A 20,800-nucleotide genomic window follows, 5' to 3' on the forward strand; every position below is an offset into this window, starting at 1 on the left:
AGGGCAGCACCTTGGGACACCGGTAGCTCTCCTCCCTTCCTGCGCCCGGCCAATCGCGTGCCTGCCGGCGCATGCAGGCGCGCCAGGAAGCCCTGCGGCCGGCGCTGACGAGCGTTCAGCTCAGCGCCGACCGCGGCCTTCCACCCCAGGTGCCGCAACAGGACCGGCCAGCGCCGAGCCGCCCCCGATGCCCCGGCATAGGCCTGCCCCTTGGCGCAGCCGGGCCTTCGACAAGCACGCCCCCTCCCAGCGAAATTGCCGACGCTCGCAGCCGGTGCGGGATGACGGCGCCGCAGCCCCTCCCCCGGCATGACGCCTCATCACGGCCCTGCCAAACGCCGGGGAATGCCAGTGCCGTCCACCTACACCGCCAACTCCCGGCACCAACGCGGCACTTCCGGCCCTAATCCACGATTCGTATCCATATAAGGAGCAGACCGCATGAGTAACTCTTCTGCCGGCACGCAGGGTGCCGGCAAAGCGGTGTTCACCGCCCGCACCGGGCGGCTGGCCGCGCTGCCACGGTTGCTGTCGCTGGACCAGAGCGGCGAGCTGACCAGCGCGCACGTGAAGCTGGTCGCCACGGCCGTGGGCCGCTCGGAGCGGGCGGTGTGGCGGTGGGTCGCCGAGGCGCGCGCCACCGGCCACGTCGATGCGGCGTCCCGGACACGGTTCAGCGTCACCCCTGAACTGCGGCGGCTGCTGGTGGTGTGGGGAGGCAACGCCTCCGCCGTGCACCGTGAGCTTCAGCAGCGGGCCCTGGCCGATCCCCGGCTGCCTGCGGCCCCGTCGCTGTCGACGATCCACCGGGCGCTGCGCCGGGATCTGACGCCCGGGGAGCGGGCCGGGCTTGCCAAGGGGGAGGCCGCCCGGCGGGCCTTCGATGTGTTCGGGCAGCGCCCGCCCGCGCACCGCAACGCCGCCTGGGAGGGCGACCACAAGTGTGTGCCCGTGCGCGTGCTGCTCGAGGACCAGCTCGTGCAGCCATGGGTGACCTGGTTCATCGACTGCCACACCAAAGTCATCACGGGAGTGGCCGTGACCCCCCACGCTCCCAGCGCGGATGCGGTGCTGGCGGCCCTGCGGATGGCCCTGGACCGTGCCGAGCCCTTCGGCCCTGCCGGCGGCCTGCCGGGCTTGATCAGGGTGGACCGCGGCAAGGAGTTCCTGTGTGCCACCGTCGCCTCGGCCCTGGGCGCCTTCGCCGTGCCCGTCGTCGACCTCCCGGCCTACAGCCCGCACCTGAAGGGCACCATCGAGGCGCTCAACGGCGCGGTCGAGGACATGCTGTTCGTCTCCATGCCGCGCTACGTGCACCGGCAGACGCTCACCGGCGGGCGCACCGCGGATCCGGACGAGCCCGCGCTCTCCTTCGAGGCGTTCGTGGAACTGCTGCTGAAGTGGGTGCACTGGTGGAACACCGAGCACCAGCCCAGGGCGCTGGGCGGCCGCACCCCGATGCAGGCGTGGTCGTGCGACCCCACTCCCCTGCACGACGTTGCCGCCGAGCAGCTGGCCCATTTCGGGCTCGAGGACGACGGACGCACCCGCACCATCACCACGCAGGGCGTGCGGTGGCGCAACCGCCACTACATCGCCCCCTGGATGGTCGGCCAGGCCGGCGTCCGCGTCGCGGTGCGCCACCTGCCCCACCACGACCTGACCATCGAGGTCTTCGGCCTGGACGGCGTACACCTGGGCAGCGCCGTCCTGGCCGAGGCGGCCAGTCAAGAGCAGGTCAGCAAGGTCCGCAAAGCCCGCACCGCCAAGGCGCGGCGGCTTCGCGCGGACATGAAGGCCGCCGCCCGGCTGCGCCGTGAGCGCTTCGAGGCCGTCACCAGCGCCGCCCCGCCCGAGCGTCTGGGTGCGCTGACCGAGGCGGAGGCCGAGGCGGAACTTGCCGAATCGGACGCCGCGGACCTGCGGCGGGCCGATCCCGGCTACATCCCGCACCAGCCCGTCCCGGACGGCTGGGCACGCCCGGTCCCCCCGGCCGCGGCCGAGCCGGGAAACGACCCCTCTGAGGAGAACGCGTGAGCGGCGACATGGACTACGGCAGGCTGCCCGCAGAGGACGACGACCACTTCCACCGCCTCGATGCGCACCTGGTGGCCACCGACACGCTCATGACGACCCTGGACGACGTCCAGGCGACGATCGACGCCAAGGCCATGATGGTCGCCTACGGAGCAGCCGGATATGGCAAGACGATGTCGGTGAACTCGGCACTGCGCAAGATCGCCCCCGACAACACCTACCGCCTGGAGCTGCGCTCGGGACCGACCCCCCGCGACATCCGCCACGGACTGTTCAACGCCCTGGGGCTGCCCGGGGAACCGCCGACCCGGCCGATCGAATTCGACACCCTCCTGAAGGAGACGCTGTCGCAGACGTTCCGCGTGCTGGTGTGCGACGAGGCCCAGTGGATGGGCCGCAGTTCGTTCGAGTACTGGCGCCACCTGTGGGACGACCGCAACACCGACATCGCGGTGATCTTCGCCGGCGGCGATGGCTGCTACAAGGTCCTCAAGCGGGAACCGATGCTGGCGTCACGGATCTTCATCTGGCAGAAGTTCACGCGCATGCCCGAGGCCGAAGTCGTCGGCACGCTGCCTGCGTTCCACTCCCTGTGGGCCGGGGTGGACCCGCAGATGATCCGCAACATCGACCGGGCTGCGGCCCACGGCAACTTCCGCAACTGGGCCACCATCACCAAACACATGCTCAACGGCATGAAGAAGAAGGGCCTGACCGAGGTCAAGCAGGATCTCGTCAACTGGGTGTACAGCAAGCTGGGCGGCATGTAGCAACGGCCGCACATCCGCGGCGGCCCCGGCGAGTCCGGGCCGTCGCCGACAATCTCGCACTCCGCACAGACAGACCGGCCCTTGCGTCTCCGCATCCGGAGCCGGTCTGTGCGGTGCACGGCCGGAAGGGAGGCGGTGGCCGTGGTCTACGGCGAGGTGACGATCGTGGTGGACGAGCGGGACGACCTGTTCTACACCCGGGCGGCGCTGCAGGCCCACCGGCCCGGGGAAGGCCGCATCACCGTGCAGCCGACGCCGGCCAGCGCCAGCCCGGCCGCGCTGGCGCACGACATGCTGTATGCGCTGGGCAAGCGGCTGGCCCCCGGGCCCAACTCCCCCGATGTGTGGCTGGACTCGGTGAACGCGGCCTGGCTCGCCGCGGCTGCCTGGGGTGTCGCGACCGGGGTGCGGCACGTTGTGGTCCCCAGGGCTCATCTGCTGACCATCCGGCGCATCGACCAACTGCTCGCCTGGCGAGAGTTGACGGGGGCTCAACTGACCCTGCTGTGGCAGAAGGCCCCGCGCGCACTGCCGCCGGCGCTGGCCCGCGTGGAGCGCCGTATCAGCGGCCGGGACCAGTTCGAGGCCCTGCTCGCCGAGCCGGGACCGATACCCGCGCGCCCGTCCTTCCCTCCCGCTGCACCGATGGCGGGGCCAGCCGCGGTGGCTGCGGGGCAGTCACCCGCCCGGCAGCCGCAGGAGACTCGGTCGGCGTCGCTGAGGCCCGGGCGGCCGGCTCCCCCTTGCACCGGCGCGATGGCAACGGCGCAGCTGGTCCAGGCCGCCCCTGCCATCGAGATCGCGTCCGCGGAGGCCGCCGCTCTGGCCGCTCTCGCACACCCGCTCATCGCCGGAGCACTGAGCGTGCTGGCCTTCACCCGGGCCGGCCTGGGCAGCCTGCGCTTCACCCGCGACCTCGACAGCACCAGCGACATCTCCGCCATCAAGCTCCACGGAGTCGGCCACCGGTACTGCCCTCTGCACGCCATCCCTGCCTGGGCACGCCCGCTGCTGGCCGCCGCCCGCGCCCACCACCGTCTGACACCCCACCGGCCCGAGGACGGCATGTTCGCTCCCGTCATGGTCGCCGAAGCCCGGCATCTGCGCGCGCATGCCGGACACCTGCCCCGGCTCGACCTGTCCCTGCCCGCCGGCGTCCTCGTCCCTTGAGCTGTGCGTAGCGACCGCCCGCCCTGCGCAGCAGGGAAACGGCAGCGCTGATGCCGGTGATGTCGGAGGTTTCGCCCGCTGTGTGGCCGGCCCCTGGCGCGACGCCTGTTCTCTCAACACGGGAGCACAGGCCGCCTGCTCAGGTGCGCTTCGGCACTGGAACCTTTCTGCGCGCCGCGGCAGTCCTGCGGGCCTGGGCTCGAGCAGCGTGCTGGTGCTCGAGCGCTTCACGGGTGCGTTTGGGGATGACCAGTTTCATCTTGGTGGCGGGCGCTACGAAGGTGCTGGCGCCGGTGCCGTAGCGGCCTTTGCGGGTGTCGCTGTCGGTCTTGTAGAGCAGGACGTCGACGATGCCGAGGGCCCGCAGGTTGGTCAGGACGCGTTGGACGTCGTCGATGTTGCGCCAGTCTCGGGTATAGACGCAGATGGGGCGGCGGGTGTCGTCGCTCTTTGTGCGGGTGTTGAGGAGCGTAGCCGCCTTGCTGCAGTAGCCGAGAAGGCCGTCTTCGGTTGCGGTGCGGATCGTGGCCCAGGAGCGGTCAAGGAGACTGAGCGGGGTGAACCAGAGCCACTTGCCGCTCCAGGGGTGGTCGTCTTCGGTCAGGGAGGTGTCCGGGGCGGCGGCCCATAGCCAGTGCTCGGTGGTCTCGCGTGAGGGGGCGTCCTGCTGGGCCGATGGGGCGGTCTTGGCGATCACCATCGGCACTGTATGCGAGGTTTATTCTTTTTTTCGCTTATTTAACCGTTATGGGTCTCGTAGAACGGAACACCCTCCGATGGCGCCGTGACCTGGCGCTGACCGCGTGCTGCGCTGCCGCCGTCGCGGAAGCGGACCGCACAGGCGATCCGGGCCAGCGAGCAGCTCGCCTCATCGACTGTCTGGGAGTTCTGCGCTCGGCACACGGCGCCGGCGCAGCCGCCGCCGTGGATATGCGCGCGCTGCGGCGCGGCTTGCGCCACGGGCTCGCGCCTCTCCTGCCCGCCTGCTGCGAGGACGGTGACCCGCTCGGCGAGGTGAAGCTGCTGGACCAGGATGGTCTGCTGTGTGACGCAGTGGAGGACCTGGGCCGCGAACACCTCGTGCCTCAGCAGGCGTTGATGGAGTACTGGCCCTGGGCGCGCTTGCGTGCCGAGCAGGAGGAGCAGCAGCTGTACGCGGAGATCCGGCGCCTTCCGCCGGACGATTACGCGAAGGTGCGCGAGCTGCTGGCGAGTGATCCGGTGGCGGAGCAGGGCGTGCTCTGGGAGAAGTGGGACGGGCTGTGGGGGCGGTTCGGGTTCTTCGAGCCGGTCTCGTCCTGGCCGTGGTGCAACGCGGCGGGCTGGTGCTTCCCGTGTCCTGCCTGTGCCTGGCCGATGCGCGCGCAGCCCGCCGGGCAGGGGGTCTTCGCCGTGGCGTGCGACGCCCATCTGCTGGAGGGGGTGCAGTACACCTACCGCCAGGTGCGGGGCGGCAGTGGCCCTCCGGTCCTGGAGGGCGGCGGTGGCTCAGCCCGTCGCGTGGAGGGCTTCCCCACCGCCGGCGACTACTTGGCCGTCTCCCGGACGGTGTGGCGGTATATGACCCTGCCGGGGCGCATGGAATTCGCGATCCGGGATGCGCTGACGGGGATCGCCGGTCTCGACGTCCTCATGTACCCCGGCGGTGACCGCTACGACCTGCGCATCACGGCCGCCGAGCCGCTGGTGGCCAGGCAGTGGCGGGTGGATGCGAAGGCCTGGCGGTCCTTCGGGGCCCTGGCCGACGCCCTGCTGGAGCGTCCCGTGCTGGGCGCAGCGGTGCCGCTGACGATCGTGGTCCCCCACCGGCAGCGGTCCGACCTTCCGCTGCTGCAGGCGCGCCTTGCCGGGCGGCCGGACCTTGAAGTGACGACCGACAAGGACTTCGTCGCCAAGGTTCTTCGCTGGTGCCGGGGTGAGTCGTGAAGAGCGGCGATGTCCGTGAGGCGTTGCAGCGTTGCGCCATTGCGGTGTATCTCGCCCTGTCCGAGCAGTACTTCGCATTCGGGACCGTCGATGGCCGTCGCGGTGTGCCGCTGGACTTCGCGCAGATGTTCGCCGCCCGGCGCACCGATGCATGGGGACGGTGGCTGTCGCTGCCGCGCGCCGAGTACGAGCTGGTGGGCCGGCTGTGGCAGGCGCTCAAGCAGGAGGGGGACCTGGCCCAGCCGGACACCTTCCGCGAGGCGGCCCTGGAATACGCGGTGGCTCCCACTGCGCTGTTCCGGATTCCGGGGGAATCGAACGCAGACGAGACCCACTGGTTGGTGGCCTGCCACGCGCAAGAGCCCCTCGTCCTGGCCGAGCATCTCGTCCAGGAGGCCGAGGAGTGCCGGGCCATGCTCCAGAGGGCACTGCCGACGGCCGGCGAGGGCCTGTGGACCTTCGGGCGGGACCGTCTGTACACGGTGGAGATTCCTGCCAGCGAGAAGGACGCCTTCGTGGCCCCGGTCCGGTTGCGCACCGAGCCGTTCCTTGAGGAGGTGAGGCTGCCGCGGGAAGCGGTAATGGACCGCGTGGTGGGCCAGGCAACTGCCCTGCCGGAGAAGTTCGGGTGGAAACCCGGTCTGCTTCAGGGGTTCTTCGACCGGCTCACCGACGCGTACGGACGCACGGCGGCAGAGTTGCGGCTGCCCGCGGGGCCGATGACGCTGCTGAATGCGCCCACCGGAGTGGGCAAGAGCGTGCTGATGCGGGATGCGGCGCACCTGCTGGCCGCCAGCGGTCAGGGCCCGGTCCTCATCGTGGTGGGCCGCATCCGTGAAGGCCTGGGGACCGCCGAGCAGTTGGCCGCAGACCATGGGCTGGTCGAGGAGACGGCCGCCGCTGTACGGGACGCTGCCGAGCGGGCCGGCAAGCCGCTGCGGGTGGTGTCGTGGGTGGCGTCCTCACGCCACGACGGCCAGGCAGCGCTCGCATTCTCCCAGGGCCGCGAGGACCGCTTCGAGCAGTTCGCCGGCGGCTGCGAGATGACCGGCTGGCAGGTGGACGGCCCACGGCTGGACCGCACCAGGCTTCCCTGCGCCCAGTTGGAGTGGGTCGATGGTCCCGTCGAGCCGGAGCACGCCGGCAAGCACCTGTGCCCGCGCATGGGCGTCTGTCGGCGCTTCGAGCACATCCGGCAGGCCGCCGATGCCGACATCATCGTCACCAACCACCACAACCTGATCCGTGGACGCTGCAAGGTGCCCGTCGAGGTGGACGGCGAGCGGATCGTCCATGACATGAGCGTGCTGGAGTTCGTGCTGCGGCGCTGCCGCGTCGTCATCATCGACGAGGTCGACGCCTTCCAGTCGACCTGGTGCACGCAGGGCGCGCAGGAGTTCACCCTCATCAGCCGCGGCCGGGGCCACGCAGGGCGGCTGGAAGAGGTCGACCGGCACCGAGGCGGCCTGTCGGCGCTGGAGAACCTGCTGGTGACCGGCCCGTTGATGGAGGCGCGCCGGCTCAGCGAAACCTTTTTGGACAACGTCCTTACCGGGCACCTCTACCTGGACTCCGAGCAAGAGCGCCACAATCGCCCGGGCTCCGGCTGGTACATGGTGGGCAAGAAGGATGCCGAGCTGTGCCGTGTCCTGACCGGCGCCTCTGCGGACGCTGAGATCACCGAAGCGGTGCACCAGGCCTACCTGGCCCTCTTCCCGGGCGAGCGGTCCGGTGCCGAGCTGCTGGCGGGCTGGCAGCCGCTCGCCGATCAGATCCGCCAGGCCCTGGCCGGCAAGGTCAAAGGCACCCGCCGCAGCAGAAAGCTTGCGGTCTTCAAGGACTCCATCGCCCGCATCCTGGCCGACGCGCCGTTCAACGTGCCCGCCTCCAAACGCGCCGCTGTGGTCAACGATCTCCTCGTGCGGGCCTGGCTCGGTGCGCTCCACAACGAGCTCCACACACTGAAGTGGTCGATCCTGCCGCTGCTCGGGCAGCTGAACGCGGCCACCGACCTGGTCTCCACCATGGGGCTGCTCCCCCGCGACGAGCCGATCCCCTACGGGCCGCTCGGACAGAACCTGTACGGATTCAAGCTCGACAAGAACGCCAGCGGCACCGGCCGCCTCTCGCTGCAGTCCCTGGGCGGCGACCCGCACACCTCCACCGTCCGCCTCGGCGACACCGTCGCGCTGGCCACCGCCGGAGTACGGCGCAGCGTCCTGGGCCTGTCCGCCACCGCGTTCTTCCCCAAGGCCGCCCTGCAGCACGTGCACACCCTGCCCGCCTATGTGATGACCGACGCCGCTCCCGGCGCGGTCACCGCCCACGCCGGGAGCGTGTCGTCCACCGATTTGGGCTGGCAGCCCATCTCGATCGGCGGCGTGGAGGAAAAACGCAAACCCTCCGAGCTGCGCAAGCTGGCCGAACGGCTGTGGCACACCCAGATGTCGTCACACCTGGAGAAGATCGCCCGCAACGACCCGCTGCGGGAGCTGGCACTGCTGGCCGGGAACTCCTACTTCCACGCGGCGGTGATGGCCGCCGGGATCGCGGCCGCGTGCGGCCGCCCCGAATGGGTCGCGGTCCTCGTCAGCAGCAACCAGACCCCCTCCGGGAAGGCCGTGAATCTGCCCGAGGGCGTGGTGCGGGTGACCATCGACGAACTCGAGGACCTGCCCGCCACCCACCCACGGGTGAAGGTGGTCTGCGCGCCGCTGTCGGTGGTCTCCCGCGGCTTGAACATCCTCATCCCCCGCACCGACCGCTCGGCGCTCGCCTCCGTGTGGGTGGGTGTGCGCCCCCTCACGCACCTGCACGAGCCGGCCGTCATGTACGCGAGCATCAACGCCTGCGGCATCGCCTCCGGCACCGTCAGCGCCGATCCCGCCGGCATGCTCGCCTCCCAGCGCACCGCCGCCGTCCGCCAGCGGGAGTTGCTGCTGCGCACCGACCCGCGGTTCTCCCGCATGCCGAAGTTCCTCAAGACCGAGATCCTGGCGGGCATCCTCGTCGAACTCATCCAGCTGGCCGGGCGCGCACGCCGCGGTGGCACCCCCGTCGAGCTCTACCTGGTCGACCACGCCTTCTTCAACCAGCAGTTGGGCTGCGACTTCCCCCGGCTGCTGCGCTCCTACTACGGCCAGCTGGATGCGGACGAGCAGGAGATCCTGCGCCGCGTCTACGGCTCCACCCTCACCGCCTGGCTCGACCTCGCCCACAGCGAGGACCTGCTGCCCAACCCCGTCACTCTCATCCCCGCCCCGACCCCGGATGCTCAAGGACCCCAGTAATGCCGTCGAATGACACCCGCATGTCCATGCTGGCCGCGCCGTTGACCAGCGCGCTGATGGGCACCGTGTGGCTGTACCGCTTCCCGGACAAGATCGAGCATGAGTGGAAGAGGCTGCGTGCCGTCTACCGCGGCAAGACCGGGTCGGAGGCCAACCTGCCCTATGCCGGACTGCTGATGGTGCTGCGAGCCAGCGGTGCCACCAGCGCAACACTCAACCCGACCAGCAAGAGCAAGCCGCCCCAGTTCCTCGCCCTGTCCCAGAGGCTGTCACCGGCGCATCTGCGGGCCGCGGTGGCCTTGTGGGAGCAAGCCCTGCTGCAGACGCCGGCAGACGAGATCTCTCTGGCGTACAACAGTGACCTCGCCGATCTGTTCGCCTCGGTGGAGCCCGAAGAGGTGGCGGTGTGGGACCACGTACGCCTCGGCCCGCACGCCGTGGACGCGGACGGCTGGGTGTGGGACGCGGCCGGCTGGAACCTTGCCTCGGTGGTGGCCGGGACCGGCCTGGCGGTCGACGGCCGCATCATCGCGCTGCGCCCGGACACCGAGAACAACGTCATGGTCTGGGACGCCGAGCACCTGTGGTCGAACAACTGGCTCGACGCCCGCCCCGCCAAGGACAAGAAGAACGACAGCCTCGAGAGGGATGCCGAGGAGGCCCAGGAGCCGGAGGAGTGGAAGATCCGGCGGCACTACGCCGCGCTGCGGGTGGAGGTAGCGATGAAGTCGCTGCACTCGCTTCCTGTACCGCTGGTGGTCATGACGCCTCGGGTTTCCCGGCTGAGCAATCAGATCAACAGCGCTCGCACCGCGTGGTGGGCGCCTCGTTCCCCCAGCCGCCCGCTGCTCTGCCTGAACCTGGGCGGCAAAGGCAAGTACACCCACCTCGAGCACACCAGCCGTCTGGCTCTCGACGCGTGGGTGCGGCTGATGGACGAGCCGGTATTCCCCCGCGGCCCCAAGGACACCGAGTTCCTGCCCGTCAGCGCCATGGATCTGTCCGGCGAACCCGGCGACTTCCGTGCGCTCATCCCCTTCTCGAAATCGTTCCCTCTCGGTAAGGGCGTCGGCCTGCACACCGTCACCGCCCTCGCCGAGCACTTGTCCGCCGTCACCGGCCAGGACCTCGTCAGCGGCACCCAGGTCGCCAAGGTCCTCTCGGTGGCTCCCCGCAAGACCGAGTACGGCCGTGACGCCACGCTGCTCGACGACACCGATCTCAAGGACATCATGGCCGCCGCGGGCTGCTCGAAGCTGCGCGTCCTGGCCCTGTACCAGCACCAGGAGATGCGCACCCGCATGCAGCGTCTGCTGGCCTACCACTTCGGTCGGCCCGACCTCGCAGACGGCATGCCTGACGACGAGATCGTTCAACTCGGCTGCCACACCGAGGTGCTGCTGCACCGGGCCCCTCAGCTGCTGTGCCACAGCGAGCACCATGACCGTCGCGGTGAGCTCACCGACGCCCTGCCCGGTCTCGCAGCCGAGGACACCGGGGTCGTGGCCCTGGTCGAGACCGAGTACGACGCCAAGGAGTGGGGCCGCCGGCGACGCGCCGCGCGCCGCGAGGAGGAAGGCGCCGTCGACCCCTACGCACTGGATGCCAAGCCGGAGGTCTCCCGGCATCTGGCCCGTCACGGCGTACTCGCCCAGTTCCTCACCCCCGAAACCAGAAAGCGGCGCTCGAAGAAGAAGGAGCGCGAGGCCGCATCCCCGCTGGAGGCCCTCGGCATGGAGCTGGCCGCGGACTTCCCCGGCCACCACGCCATCGGCGACATGCTGCGCTCCGCCGGCCTGGTCCACCCCCGCCTGACCCGCGCGATCTCCACCGGAGGCGGCCTCAAGGACCGCGTCGCCCACCTCGGCCTGCACATGCGCGCCCAGCTCGGCGACAGGCACGTTAACCGCACCGAGGAACCCAAGCTCATGTGGATCCTCACCGCGTTCGTGCCGGTCGGCGGGCACTGGAAGGCGCTGGCCTACCTGCCCGCCCATCGAGGCGGCAGCGGCGGCTGGTTCAACTACGCCCGCGCCCAGGCGCTGTCGCGCAGCCACCCCATCCCCGAGGGCAGCCGCGGCGACGTCATCCTGCCCCGCCGCATCGACCACGCCCTGTACGAGCTGAGCCGGCACCTCGAGTGCGGCTACGTCCTCTACGTCTCAGGAGACTCCACCCGGCCCGTCTGGCCGCTGCTGGCGAACAAGAACGCCGACCTGCTCCCCGACAACGACGGTCTGGCCAACGGCAGGCCGGCACTGCCCGGCGCCACCCTCGCTCCCGAGCACCGGCCGCAAGCGGTCATCCGCACCACCTCCAGCGCCGACCCGAGCATCCCGCTGCCCGCGCTCTTCCACGAGATCGACGAGGACGGCAACGTCAGCGACGGCGACAAGACCAGCAACGCACTGTTCCAACTCGACGGCACCGCCACCACGTTCCTCATGAGCCGCCGCCCGCACCAGATGGACGGCAAGACCCCCTCGGCCAAGTCAGGCCGCACGCAGGGGCGCTGGGCGTGCGACGACAAGGAGCAGCAGGCCGAGACCTGGTTCAACCTCACCGCGACCGAGATCGCTGTCATCCACCACCCCGACAACGCGAAAGCCCTCCCCTACGCCCTGACCGCCGCGAGGCTGTGCAACCACGCCCTGGCCTGGGAACACCGCACCCGCCACCCCCTGCCCATCCACGCCGCCATCCAGATGGACAAAAACCACCCCGAATACCGGCGCACCATCGACTGGGACAGCGACGACGCCAGCGGATGACCCACGGAAGCGATGCATGCGCGCGGCCACCGGTGGCGGCATGCCACCGCGACAGGGCCGGTGCGGCCGGCTGCGCGGGGCTGGAAACGGGCTGGAGGCCGGAGAAAACTGCGGGTCTGCTATCGGCGAAAGCCTCGTTGCGGATTGCGGGCCACACCGTTGTCGAAGGGCTCAAACCAGGAGTCCACACGCAGGTCCCCCGCTCCCAGGCGCTGGTGCGCCGGGTTGCCGGGCGCCTCGATCCCGGCAAGGGAGGCGTCGAAGAGCATCAATACGTCGTGGTCTTGGAAGAGGAGGTCGGAGCAGGCATCCCAGCTGTAGTCGTCCTCGTGTCGGGGCAGGGTGTGGTGTTCATCGTCCGCGAGCCGGTCCTCCAGGTAGGTGGGGGCGTCCTCGATGGCCAGGTGGAGGGCCATTTCCTCGGCGGTGCAGGTGGGTTCGGGCCAGCGGCCCTTGTTCAGGTCGTCAGCGAGGTCGTCGAAGGCCCTGGCCATCCGCCGACGCCAGCGGTGATCAGCGGACCGGGTCAGCGGGGGGAGACGGTCGAAGACGGCCCAGCCGGTGGAGTGAGCGTCCGGCAGGTACTGATCGCCCAGCCGCGCGGCGTCGTCGAAGGCCTGGTCTGCGAGGACAGACAGGGCCGTGCTCAGCAGGTCAGCAGTGCGAGGGGTCAGCTGCCATCCGCAGGTCTCGCAGTCTTCCGACTTGCCGGCGCAGTCGCACTCGCGGATTGGGAACAGCGCCGCGAAGTTCGGTGTCGGCGTCTTGGCAGCGGGGCGGCTGCGCTCGTAGCGCAGCCGCCATCCGTGGTGGAACCGGATCGCCACCGGGGACGGGTTCCAGTCGGCGAGTTCGTCCCCGTCCTCGGGGCTGAGGACTTCGGCGACGCTCTGGTCCTCCAGGGTCTGTGCGCCGGGGACATTCAGATCGTCGGTGAGCGTCATGACGGCGCCGACGAGGTCACGCGGGTCGTCGTCTCCCAGGTCGGTTGCCTGCAAAGGCTCCCATCCGCGATCGGTGGCGGCCCGGATCAGGGCGTCCTCGTCGGTGACATGGAACTCATACAGGCGGGCGATCCGCACGACCTTCCCCGGCAGGTCTTTGAGCCGCGGGTGGCTGGACGGCTCGAACGGCACGGGCGCGGCATCCTGCGCACCGGCGGATTCGGGGTCTTCGGGTTCGACGACTTCGTAGAGCACTCCAGGGCCGGTCGGCCAGGTGCCGGTCGCGGCGTGGGTGACGGCCTGGCGCAGCGAGCCGGCCGGCGCGTCGGGCATGACGGCGGTCAATGCCCGCAGTTCGTCGTCGGCGCACGTGGCCTCGCGCCTGGCCAGGACACGGCGCAGGATGTCGACGGCCTCGTGCGCGTGGTCGGGGTCCTTGCAGGTCAGGACCGCAGCCAGGGAACGGGGGCCGTGGTCGTGGTCGAGCAGGGCCATCACGCGGCTCTTGCTGGGGGTGTGCTCGCACAGGAAGTCGACGGCCTGGGCTGTACGGGGCAATGCGGTCATAGCGAAGTCTCCACATGGCATGTCCGTGCACGGCCCGAACGGCGGGCGTGCCGGGCACGGAAATGGGATACCCGCTGGTTGACGCGGTACGAGCGCATCCCCGGGCGGTGGAAAGGAAGTTGATGGGGTCGGCTGGTGCCATCGCTGCGAACGACGGCCCGGGCCTGACTGCACAACACCGTACCCCGGCTGGCGCTGGCTCACCCGTCGATTCGGCAAGGTTGAACAGTGCCAGCCGATCACGAAGAGCACGCCGTCAGGGCCTGAGCCGTTAAGGGCACCGCGCTTCTCAGCGCCACAACGACCGACCCAGCGAACTTCTGCGGTCACAGTGCCAGGCGCCTAAACATGTGACGCTGTGGCAGTTCCGCCCGGGCCGGCCGCAGCGCCGGCGCACGGGTGTGCGGATGTCCGAGTCATCGGCTTCACCACGGCACGCGCTGCGATCGGGTTGCCGCCATGCCAACCGATGCGCAACGATCGCGGTCCACACTCGCTGCGGGAGCAAGGCAGGAAAGTCGCGATGCCGTGGGAAGATGGCAAGACCCGCTACGTGGGCACAGGAATGGTCACGCTCGCCGACGGGCGCGATGTTCCGGTCGTCGCCGCCCTGGTACTCAAGCTCGATCCCGAGACGGTGCCAGGCTTCACCTACGACCGTCACACCACCTGGGTGGGAAGCCTTCACACAGACACCGATGACGATCTGTGGGATGCCGCCCCCGGCCTGCTGACCCTCTCCGATGGCCGGTCCGGCACCTTCATGGCCACGAGCGGACCGCCCGACCTCGTCGGCGTCTCCGGCATCGGCCCGGCCCCGTTCGGTCCGCTCCAGGACGCCCACACTGACTGGGAGTCACCCGAACTCGCCGTCGACGTTGCGCTGTCCCGCAACGAACCTGACGACGCGCAGCGGGCCGCCGACGAACGGGAGCGGGCACAACGACGCGGCATGTCGGCCCAAGAGCTTCAGGCCCGCTACCGCGTCCGGTGGATCCCCGACTGACGGCTGCCCCGGCACCGACTGCGGTACGCAGGCCGCGCTCCACTGCGACCGGTAACGCCTCTTCAACCGGCACACGCCGGCTTCCCTCGGATCAACGCACACAACGGACTGCCAGGGCGCTGCCCGCATACGTGCCTACGTGGATGCACCACCACGCTGCGTTCACGTGCCCGCGGAATCCCTCCACCACCCGCACAGAGGCGGCTGCGCCTGGCTGTCATAAGCACCTCCGCCCAGTCGCCGAGAGCGTCACGACATCCTGTAGATGGAATCGGGTTCCACCGCCCGCTGGCCCACCGGAAGAGCATCACACCTGCGCACGCCGCGACTTCCACAACCCGGCACGCCTCACCTGAACCCGTCCGGTGAGTCCGAGAAACAAACAGTCGGCTTCCCGAAGTGCTTCGGGCGGAAGCCGGCAGCACATCTTCTTGCGATCTTTGCAGGAGCGGGGGGACTCAGGAGAGCTGGGAGGGTTTGCGGGGCGGAGGAAGCGCGGGCAGCAGTTCCCACAGCGGCCGCGATCCCGCGGCCCAGGAACCGAGCAGTTGGCGGTCGACGAGGTGCAACCGCTGCTGCCGGGCAAAGACGCGACCGGGCCGGGAGATCCTGCCGTTGGTCACCATCACCACGACATCCGCCTTGTGGACCGGGCGGCCCGTCCCATTGAGGACCTGCAGATCCGGGGTGCCCACCGCAGCGCCCCGCTCACCGTGCCGGCGGTGCTTGCACTGGATCACCCAGCGCCGGCCCTGCGGGTCGGTCGCCTTCACGTCGGCCCCCAGATCGCCCTGCCCGCCGACCTGGACAGCGTCGGCGCAGCCATCCCGGTTCATCAGGTCGCGGACGGCGTATTCGAACTGCCGGTGGGAGAGCGCATCCAGCTGGGCCAGCCCATAGCGCAGGGCACGCGCCCGCGTCTGCTCCCACTGCATACGCTGGGTCCGCTGCTGCCACCACCCGATGCCGGCCAGGACAGCGAAGACGGCCCCAACGAGCAGCAGCCACCAGTGCGCGAGCAGCCAGTTGACCACCATCACCACCAGGCCGACCGCTGCCACAGCGACCACGGCCAGGACGGTGATCGGTGCGTCCTGCCGGCTGCGCCGGCGGCTGGGGCGCCGGGTGGTCCGTCGCCTGGCGGGCGGGCGCCGGGTCATCGCCCACCTCCCAGGGCAGAGAGGTCGATCGGGTACGACACGCTCGGTGCGGGCGCGGCCGTTCGTGGCGTGGGCGTGTCGAACCTGATCGGGTACGACACTGTCGGGTGCGGGACAGCCACCCGTGGAGCGTCGTTGGTGGTGTGGTCGAAGCGGATCGGGTAAGTCACCGAGGGCGTGGGCGACTGGCTGTCCGTTCCGTCCGCGGTCGAGGTGTTGCCGAAGCCGAGTACTGCCAGGCAGAAGACGGCGAAGACGGTCATCTCCCGCCGCGCACCCGGCGCCCACCGGGTGTGCCCGCGTACTGGCGTTCCGTCGGAGCGCACGTACGGCCGGACAATTGGCATGTGGTCCTCCCCCAAGGGCTCGTAAGTTCCCCGCGATCTCTGCCATGCTGGCGGCCGCCACTGACAGTCGATCAACCTGAGTGGCTCAACTCTGCTGGTTCCACGGCCAGTTCAAGACAGGCCGAACGGGATGCCCTGCTGTCGGGTCCCTACTGTCCGAGCCCCGCGTCGGGATGCACGAGTGCACTGGGGTACACGCTGCAGGGTCGCGGAAGGCTGATTCACCAGGGCAGTCGGACCATGCCGAACGTCATGGCAGGGCAGAATCCCGGCTGCAGGCCGGTCAGTGACCGAGCAAACGGAGGGCGATCCGGCCATTACGGTGTACAGCGCCCAAGTGGCGAAAAATGAGAGTCAGCTGCCCGGGGTCTGGGGATCGACCCTGGAGCGGGCCGCTCAGCAGGCCTGCTCCGTGCGCGCCCAGCGCGTCCCACTGAGGTCGCCCTCGCGCCCTGAACAAAAGGGTGGCCCGCCGCTACGGGGGAAAGCGGCGGGCCAGCACCATCTCCGCGGTGCCACCGCCACGCACGCAGCGCACGCCGTGGCAGTGAAGTGACTGCCGTTCGGGTCCCGTTCGACGGCGGGCAAGCGGAGGGGCGCGAGGTCTGGCGCGCCGTTGCCGTTCATTCCCAACAGGTCCGGCCATGAACGGGGAACTGCGCTGCCCGCTCGGGCGATTGGAACCTCACCGCCCAGGGGCCACGCTCCGCACCAGCCACCCCCGGGCCTGTAGTGCCTCGATATGGGGTGCGATGCGGGTCCGGTGCGCAGCGAAGGCCAGCAGATGCGTGGGGCGAGTCGCTCCCACGAAGAGCAACTGAGCCGCTTTGCGCACGGTGATCGGGGCGTCGGCCACATATTTCGACTGGGCCACCAGTGCGAGTGTCTCGTGGACGTCGTACTTACGGCCGCGGCTGTCGAGGCACTCCAGGATGAGGGTGGCCGCGTGCGTCTCGCCCTTGGCCCGCTGTATGGAAGTGGCCACCGACATCATCGGAGCCGCCTCCTCCACAACCGCTTCGGTTCGGGGAACGAGCGGCGGAATGTGGCGCAGGAGGTCGTCGATGCGGGGCGCGGTGAGCGGCGAAAGGTCGGCAAGCTGCGGCAGCACCCCTCGCAGGCGCCCCATCAGAGCGTTCCACTGCGCCGGGTCGTCGGTGTCCGCACTGAGCAGGTCGTATAGCAGTACGCGCATCTGCAGGCCTGCCGAGTCGGCACGGCGTTCGATGCGCTGGATCGCGGGCAGGGCGTTGCCGGAGCCCTGCCGGAACGCTCTGCGCACAGCGTCCCAGGTATGGACCGTTGCGGTGCGCCGGTCACCTGTGGCCAGCAGGGCGCGCGCTGCGCGGACGGTGGTGATCAGCTCGAGGGCGGGTTGTGCAGCAGTGTGCGAGGTGAAGGTGGGTAGGTAGCAGGTCATCGACTGGGGGAAGGCTTCGGCCTTTCCGGGGACCAGCCGTGAGGCCAGGATGCGTGGTGGTGCTGTGGCCAGCAGGTGATCGGGGACAGTCTCGCGGGTCAGGCGCTCAAAGGCGGGGATGACGCCGGGTACGCAGTCATCGTCGAAGAGCAGCAGAGCGATGGTGCCCTGGGGGCCGGCACCGTCGATGGTCTGTCGGCGCTGGACGGTCAGCCGGCTGGCCAGGTCGGCGATCTGGGTGCCGAAGCGGCGGCTGACAGGGAGCTGGGCCGCGGAGGAGTGAGGAAAGGCCGAGGGCAGCAACGGCGCCTGGGTGCGGTCGGTGAAGATGCCCTGGTTGACGTCACCGGCTCGCTGTACGACGGTGCCGACTTTGCCGAAGACCTGGTCCAGGAGGTGCTGCTGCAGGTCGCTGGTGTCCTGCATCTCGTCGAGCAGGACGAACGGGAAGCGGTGCGCGGTGGCCTGGGCGATGTCGGGGTGGCGCAGGAGATGGTGCTCGGCGATGGCGAACATGTCGCTGTAGCGGAACAGGCCTTGGTCGGCGAGGTCGTTTTTGAGGCGGATCAGTTGCTGTCCGCTGGGGCTGGTGCTCTTGAAGGGCAGGGTCCCGGTTGGTCCTGTGACGGTGACTTCGCCGGCGTCACATATGTAGTGGGCGCCAGCGACAAGGTCCCGTCCGTCACGGCGGCGTTCGGTGTATGCCTTCAGCTTGAAGTAGCCACGGTGGTTGTCCAGCAGACGCAGGGCGGCATGTTCGTAGGCGGCGTCGTCGACGGTCTGGATGTCAATGCCGCGGGAACGCAGGGCGGGCAGGGCGAGGAAGGTGTTGGTGAAGGACTGGATGGTTCCGATGAAGTGAGGGAATCCCAGCAAGCGGCGTCCGGCTGGGGAGTCGGAGAGGCGGTGGGTGATCTCGTCCTTGGCCGTGTTGGTGTGGGACAGGACGCAGATTCCGCGGGTCGCTGAGGACCATCCTTGGGCGAGAAGGGTGAGTTTGAGGCCGATGAGGCTGGTCTTGCCCGACCCGGGAGCAGCTTGCAGATCGAGTGACTCGGCGCTCTGCAGGAAGTCCCATTGCTGCGGGTGGGTGAGTTCAAGTCCGCGCTGTGCAGCCAGGGCCTCGGCCTTGTCCTTGGCGAAGGTGTCAGGGGCGAAGGGAAGAGTCATAGGTCAGGCCGCCGGGGTGCACAGGTAATCGAACGCGGCCACCAGGTAAGGAGGCAGTTCCTCGTCCGTGACCGGGGTGGACTGCAGCAGTCGGGCGGCGTGTTGGGCGGCAATGGTCTTGCTGGCCTCGTCCAGGCGCAGGGGTTTGTAAATGTCCACCGCGGCGTCGGCCAGGGATGTGCCGCTGTCCTTCCACTGCTGCACCTCGAGCTGGGCCTCATTGTCGAGTTCAGCGAGCCTTTCCGCGGTGGGCCACTTGTTCTTGGAGGCGACGGCGGAGCGGACGGCCTGGTGCATGAGGGTGGCCATGGTCCAGGAGGCTGCGGCCAGGTCGTACTCGAGGGTCCAGTGGTCGGAGACGAAGGTGCGGACATTGCCGCTGTCCTCGGCCGTCAGCCTTGTCACATGCTTCTCGATCTGCTCGGCGCTCATCTCGGCCGAGCACTTCAGCTTTCCACGCATGTCCTGGGGGGTGCCTGCGGGTACCAGGTCGCGGTCACGGATGCAGGCCACGGTGACGGGTATCTGCGCGCCGTCACGCTGGAAGATGCGGCTGTAGCGGAACAGACCCACGCTGCCGACGTTGACGATGCTCACGCCGCATTCGTTGAACGAGCGGTCCACCGCCTTGGCAAGGGCCGGCAAGAAGATGGCCTCAGCGTCACCCTCCACAATGGCGACGCCGCGGGCGAAGAACAGGTTGGCCTTGGTGACGTCGAGGAAGCGGGAAAGGAATGCGTAGTCATCGGAGTGCAGCCGGGTCTGCCCTGGGGCCAGGCTGAAGGTCGCACCACGCGAGACAAGCGTGAGGTGTTCCACCGGTGTGGCGGAGGCGAGGTTGGGACTGTGGGTGGTGCAGATGACCTGTACCGGCAGGGCCGGCTTGTCGCTGGCTTCTCCGGCGCGTTCGCGCAGCAGGTCCATGATGCGGGTCTGCAGTTGCGGGTGGAGATGGGCCTCGGGCTCCTCGATGAGCAGCAGCGGAGCGAGTTCGCTGTTATTCAGCAGGAGCAGTTCGGCGGCCATGAACAGCGCGTTGCTGTAGCCGAGTCCGTGCCGGGTCCACTCCTTGGAGCCTGCGAACAGACGCAGTTCCAGACGCTCCAGGGCACGGGCCAGGGTGGCGTCACCGGAGACGCCGATCTCACCGCGCAGGACGTCGGAGCCGATGGCGAACTTCTGCAGGTAGCTGGCGTTGATGTCGTCGCGGGCCGCGATGATGGCCTTGTTCTCGCTGAGGTGGTGCTCGGTGCGCTGCAGGATGCCGACCAGGGTCGTGGCGGTGTCTTCGACCGGGTCGAAGTCGCTTGTCCCCTGGTCCTTGATGGTGGGATAGCCGGCGAGGATCTGCGCCAGACGCGAGCCACGGCCAGAACGCAGCTCCGCTTCAGCGTCCCGCAACGGGCGCAGGTAGGTGGCTTTGAGCAGTTCTCGGGCAGTGCCGTCGAGGGTGGGACCCTGGCCGTCGGGGCCGGTGCGGGTGACGAGAGAGACCCTGCTTGAGTGCAGGGGGTCGATCAGCTGGGCCCGCACGGTGACGTACAGGGAACTTCTGCCGTCCTCTTCGGTGGTCAGCAGTTCAAGGAAAACGGCCTGCTCTTGCGGCGTGAGGTCTTTGAACCCACAGGTGAGGGTGAAGCTGTCGGCACGGTGGCCGTTGCGGATGTGGAAGTCGTCGGCAGTGATCCGGTAGTAATCCCCCGCCGTGGTCTGCAGACACAGGCGGATGGCATCGATGACCGCAGTCTTCCCGCTGCCGTTCTCGCCGACCAGGACGTTGGTGGCGGGGCCGAAGCCCATCCGAAGGCGGGTGTCTGTATCACCACCCTGCTTGGGAGCGGGACCGAAGATCCGGAAGTTTTCGGCAGACAGGCATGCCAGATACACGAAGCGGCCCCCCGATGGTTCCTGCGTTCCCACGTCCGGCATGACGCAGGCGCTCCAAGCCGCCTTCATCTCCCAAACCCTGGCCAGGCAGACGGCTTTGACGCATCATAAGCACCTTTCCTTCACTCTATGTCCACAGTTTCAGAACTGTGTCACTTGCCGCACACGCCTCAGCCAGACAGAAACCCGCGCGCGATGTGCGCGGCCGCCAATCACCCACCCACCCGAACCACGTCCCTGTTCGATCAAAGCGACCACGTGGCCGGACTGCTTCTGAGCGACGCCTCCTGTCCATTCCTGGCGGGTCTACTGCCGCACTTGCCGACAGGGCGAAG

General features: G+C 69.2%; 12 protein-coding genes. 7 read left to right on the forward strand and 5 right to left on the reverse strand.

Going from position 1 to position 20,800, the window contains the following annotated elements:
• Positions 1 to 441 precede the first annotated feature (441 nt).
• The 3 genes from HDC93_RS35675 (at position 442) to HDC93_RS35685 (ending at position 3,977) form a co-directional block, all read left to right on the forward strand.
• Positions 442 to 2,037, forward strand: coding sequence for a Mu transposase C-terminal domain-containing protein (locus HDC93_RS35675; protein WP_221517539.1), 1,596 nt, complete (start codon positions 442 to 444; stop codon positions 2,035 to 2,037).
• The gene (locus tag HDC93_RS35680) at positions 2,034 to 2,807 is read left to right on the forward strand and encodes an ATP-binding protein (RefSeq protein ID WP_185014963.1); all 774 of its coding nucleotides are present in this window, start codon (positions 2,034 to 2,036) and stop codon (positions 2,805 to 2,807) included. The genes HDC93_RS35675 and HDC93_RS35680 overlap by 4 nt, the downstream gene beginning before the upstream one ends.
• Before the next feature lie 135 nt (positions 2,808 to 2,942).
• Positions 2,943 to 3,977, forward strand: a complete 1,035-nt coding sequence (locus HDC93_RS35685; protein WP_185014964.1) for a hypothetical protein — start codon at positions 2,943 to 2,945, stop codon at positions 3,975 to 3,977.
• Between the two features lie 139 nt (positions 3,978 to 4,116).
• On the opposite strand, the gene HDC93_RS35690 is transcribed toward HDC93_RS35685, so the two are convergent.
• Positions 4,117 to 4,674, reverse strand: a complete 558-nt coding sequence (locus HDC93_RS35690) for a putative phosphothreonine lyase domain-containg protein (protein WP_221517540.1) — start codon at positions 4,672 to 4,674, stop codon at positions 4,117 to 4,119.
• 233 nt (positions 4,675 to 4,907) lie between these two features.
• Between HDC93_RS35690 and HDC93_RS35695 the strand changes: the two genes are divergently transcribed.
• The 3 genes from HDC93_RS35695 to HDC93_RS35705 are packed head-to-tail and all read left to right on the forward strand — an operon-like array spanning position 4,908 to position 11,964.
• Positions 4,908 to 5,903, forward strand: coding sequence for a hypothetical protein (locus HDC93_RS35695; RefSeq protein ID WP_260419964.1), 996 nt, complete (start codon positions 4,908 to 4,910; stop codon positions 5,901 to 5,903).
• Entirely contained in the window at positions 5,900 to 9,193 is a 3,294-nt protein-coding gene (locus tag HDC93_RS35700) for an ATP-binding protein (RefSeq protein WP_185014967.1), read from the forward strand. The genes HDC93_RS35695 and HDC93_RS35700 overlap by 4 nt, the downstream gene beginning before the upstream one ends.
• Positions 9,193 to 11,964 (forward strand): RNaseH domain-containing protein, encoded by a 2,772-nt coding sequence (locus HDC93_RS35705; RefSeq protein ID WP_185014968.1) that lies wholly within the window; start codon positions 9,193 to 9,195, stop codon positions 11,962 to 11,964. The genes HDC93_RS35700 and HDC93_RS35705 overlap by 1 nt, the downstream gene beginning before the upstream one ends.
• A gap of 119 nt (positions 11,965 to 12,083) precedes the next feature.
• Here the strand turns inward: HDC93_RS35705 and HDC93_RS35710 are convergent, their stop codons facing one another.
• Entirely contained in the window at positions 12,084 to 13,475 is a 1,392-nt protein-coding gene (locus HDC93_RS35710) for a hypothetical protein (protein WP_185014969.1), read from the reverse strand.
• Positions 13,476 to 13,944: 469 nt separating this feature from the next.
• Here HDC93_RS35710 and HDC93_RS35715 point away from each other — a divergent pair, with 469 nt between their 5' ends.
• The gene (locus HDC93_RS35715; RefSeq protein ID WP_185014970.1) at positions 13,945 to 14,481 is read left to right on the forward strand and encodes a hypothetical protein; all 537 of its coding nucleotides are present in this window, start codon (positions 13,945 to 13,947) and stop codon (positions 14,479 to 14,481) included.
• Between the two features lie 458 nt (positions 14,482 to 14,939).
• Here HDC93_RS35715 and HDC93_RS35720 read toward each other — a convergent pair whose 3' ends face one another.
• The 3 genes from HDC93_RS35720 to HDC93_RS35730 form a co-directional block, all read right to left on the reverse strand.
• On the reverse strand, positions 14,940 to 15,551 hold the full coding sequence (locus tag HDC93_RS35720; RefSeq protein WP_398987690.1) for a restriction endonuclease: 612 nt from the start codon (positions 15,549 to 15,551) through the stop codon (positions 14,940 to 14,942).
• 1,122 nt (positions 15,552 to 16,673) lie between these two features.
• Complete coding sequence (locus HDC93_RS35725) at positions 16,674 to 18,578, reverse strand: UvrD-helicase domain-containing protein (RefSeq protein WP_185014972.1); 1,905 nt, start codon at positions 18,576 to 18,578, stop codon at positions 16,674 to 16,676.
• A 3-nt stretch (positions 18,579 to 18,581) separates the two neighbouring features.
• A complete protein-coding gene (locus tag HDC93_RS35730) occupies positions 18,582 to 20,507 on the reverse strand; it encodes an ATP-dependent endonuclease (protein ID WP_185014973.1) in 1,926 nt (641 codons plus the stop codon).
• Between the last annotated feature and the right edge of the window lie 293 nt (positions 20,508 to 20,800).

It is taken from the genome of Streptomyces sp. AK010 (genome assembly GCF_014207295.1).
GTDB classification, from domain to species: Bacteria; Actinomycetota; Actinomycetes; order Streptomycetales; family Streptomycetaceae; genus Streptomyces; species Streptomyces massasporeus.

Coding starts and splice junctions, on each gene's coding strand:
- HDC93_RS35675 (WP_221517539.1), top strand. CDS start 442: ATGAGTAACTCTTCTGCCGGCACGCAGGGTGCCGGCAAAGCGGTGTTC.
- HDC93_RS35705 (WP_185014968.1), top strand. CDS start 9,193: ATGCCGTCGAATGACACCCGCATGTCCATGCTGGCCGCGCCGTTGACC.
- HDC93_RS35695 (WP_260419964.1), top strand. CDS start 4,908: ATGCGCGCGCTGCGGCGCGGCTTGCGCCACGGGCTCGCGCCTCTCCTG.
- HDC93_RS35715 (WP_185014970.1), top strand. CDS start 13,945: ATGCGCAACGATCGCGGTCCACACTCGCTGCGGGAGCAAGGCAGGAAA.
- HDC93_RS35710 (WP_185014969.1), bottom strand. CDS start 13,475: ATGACCGCATTGCCCCGTACAGCCCAGGCCGTCGACTTCCTGTGCGAG.
- HDC93_RS35725 (WP_185014972.1), bottom strand. CDS start 18,578: ATGACTCTTCCCTTCGCCCCTGACACCTTCGCCAAGGACAAGGCCGAG.
- HDC93_RS35730 (WP_185014973.1), bottom strand. CDS start 20,507: ATGCCGGACGTGGGAACGCAGGAACCATCGGGGGGCCGCTTCGTGTAT.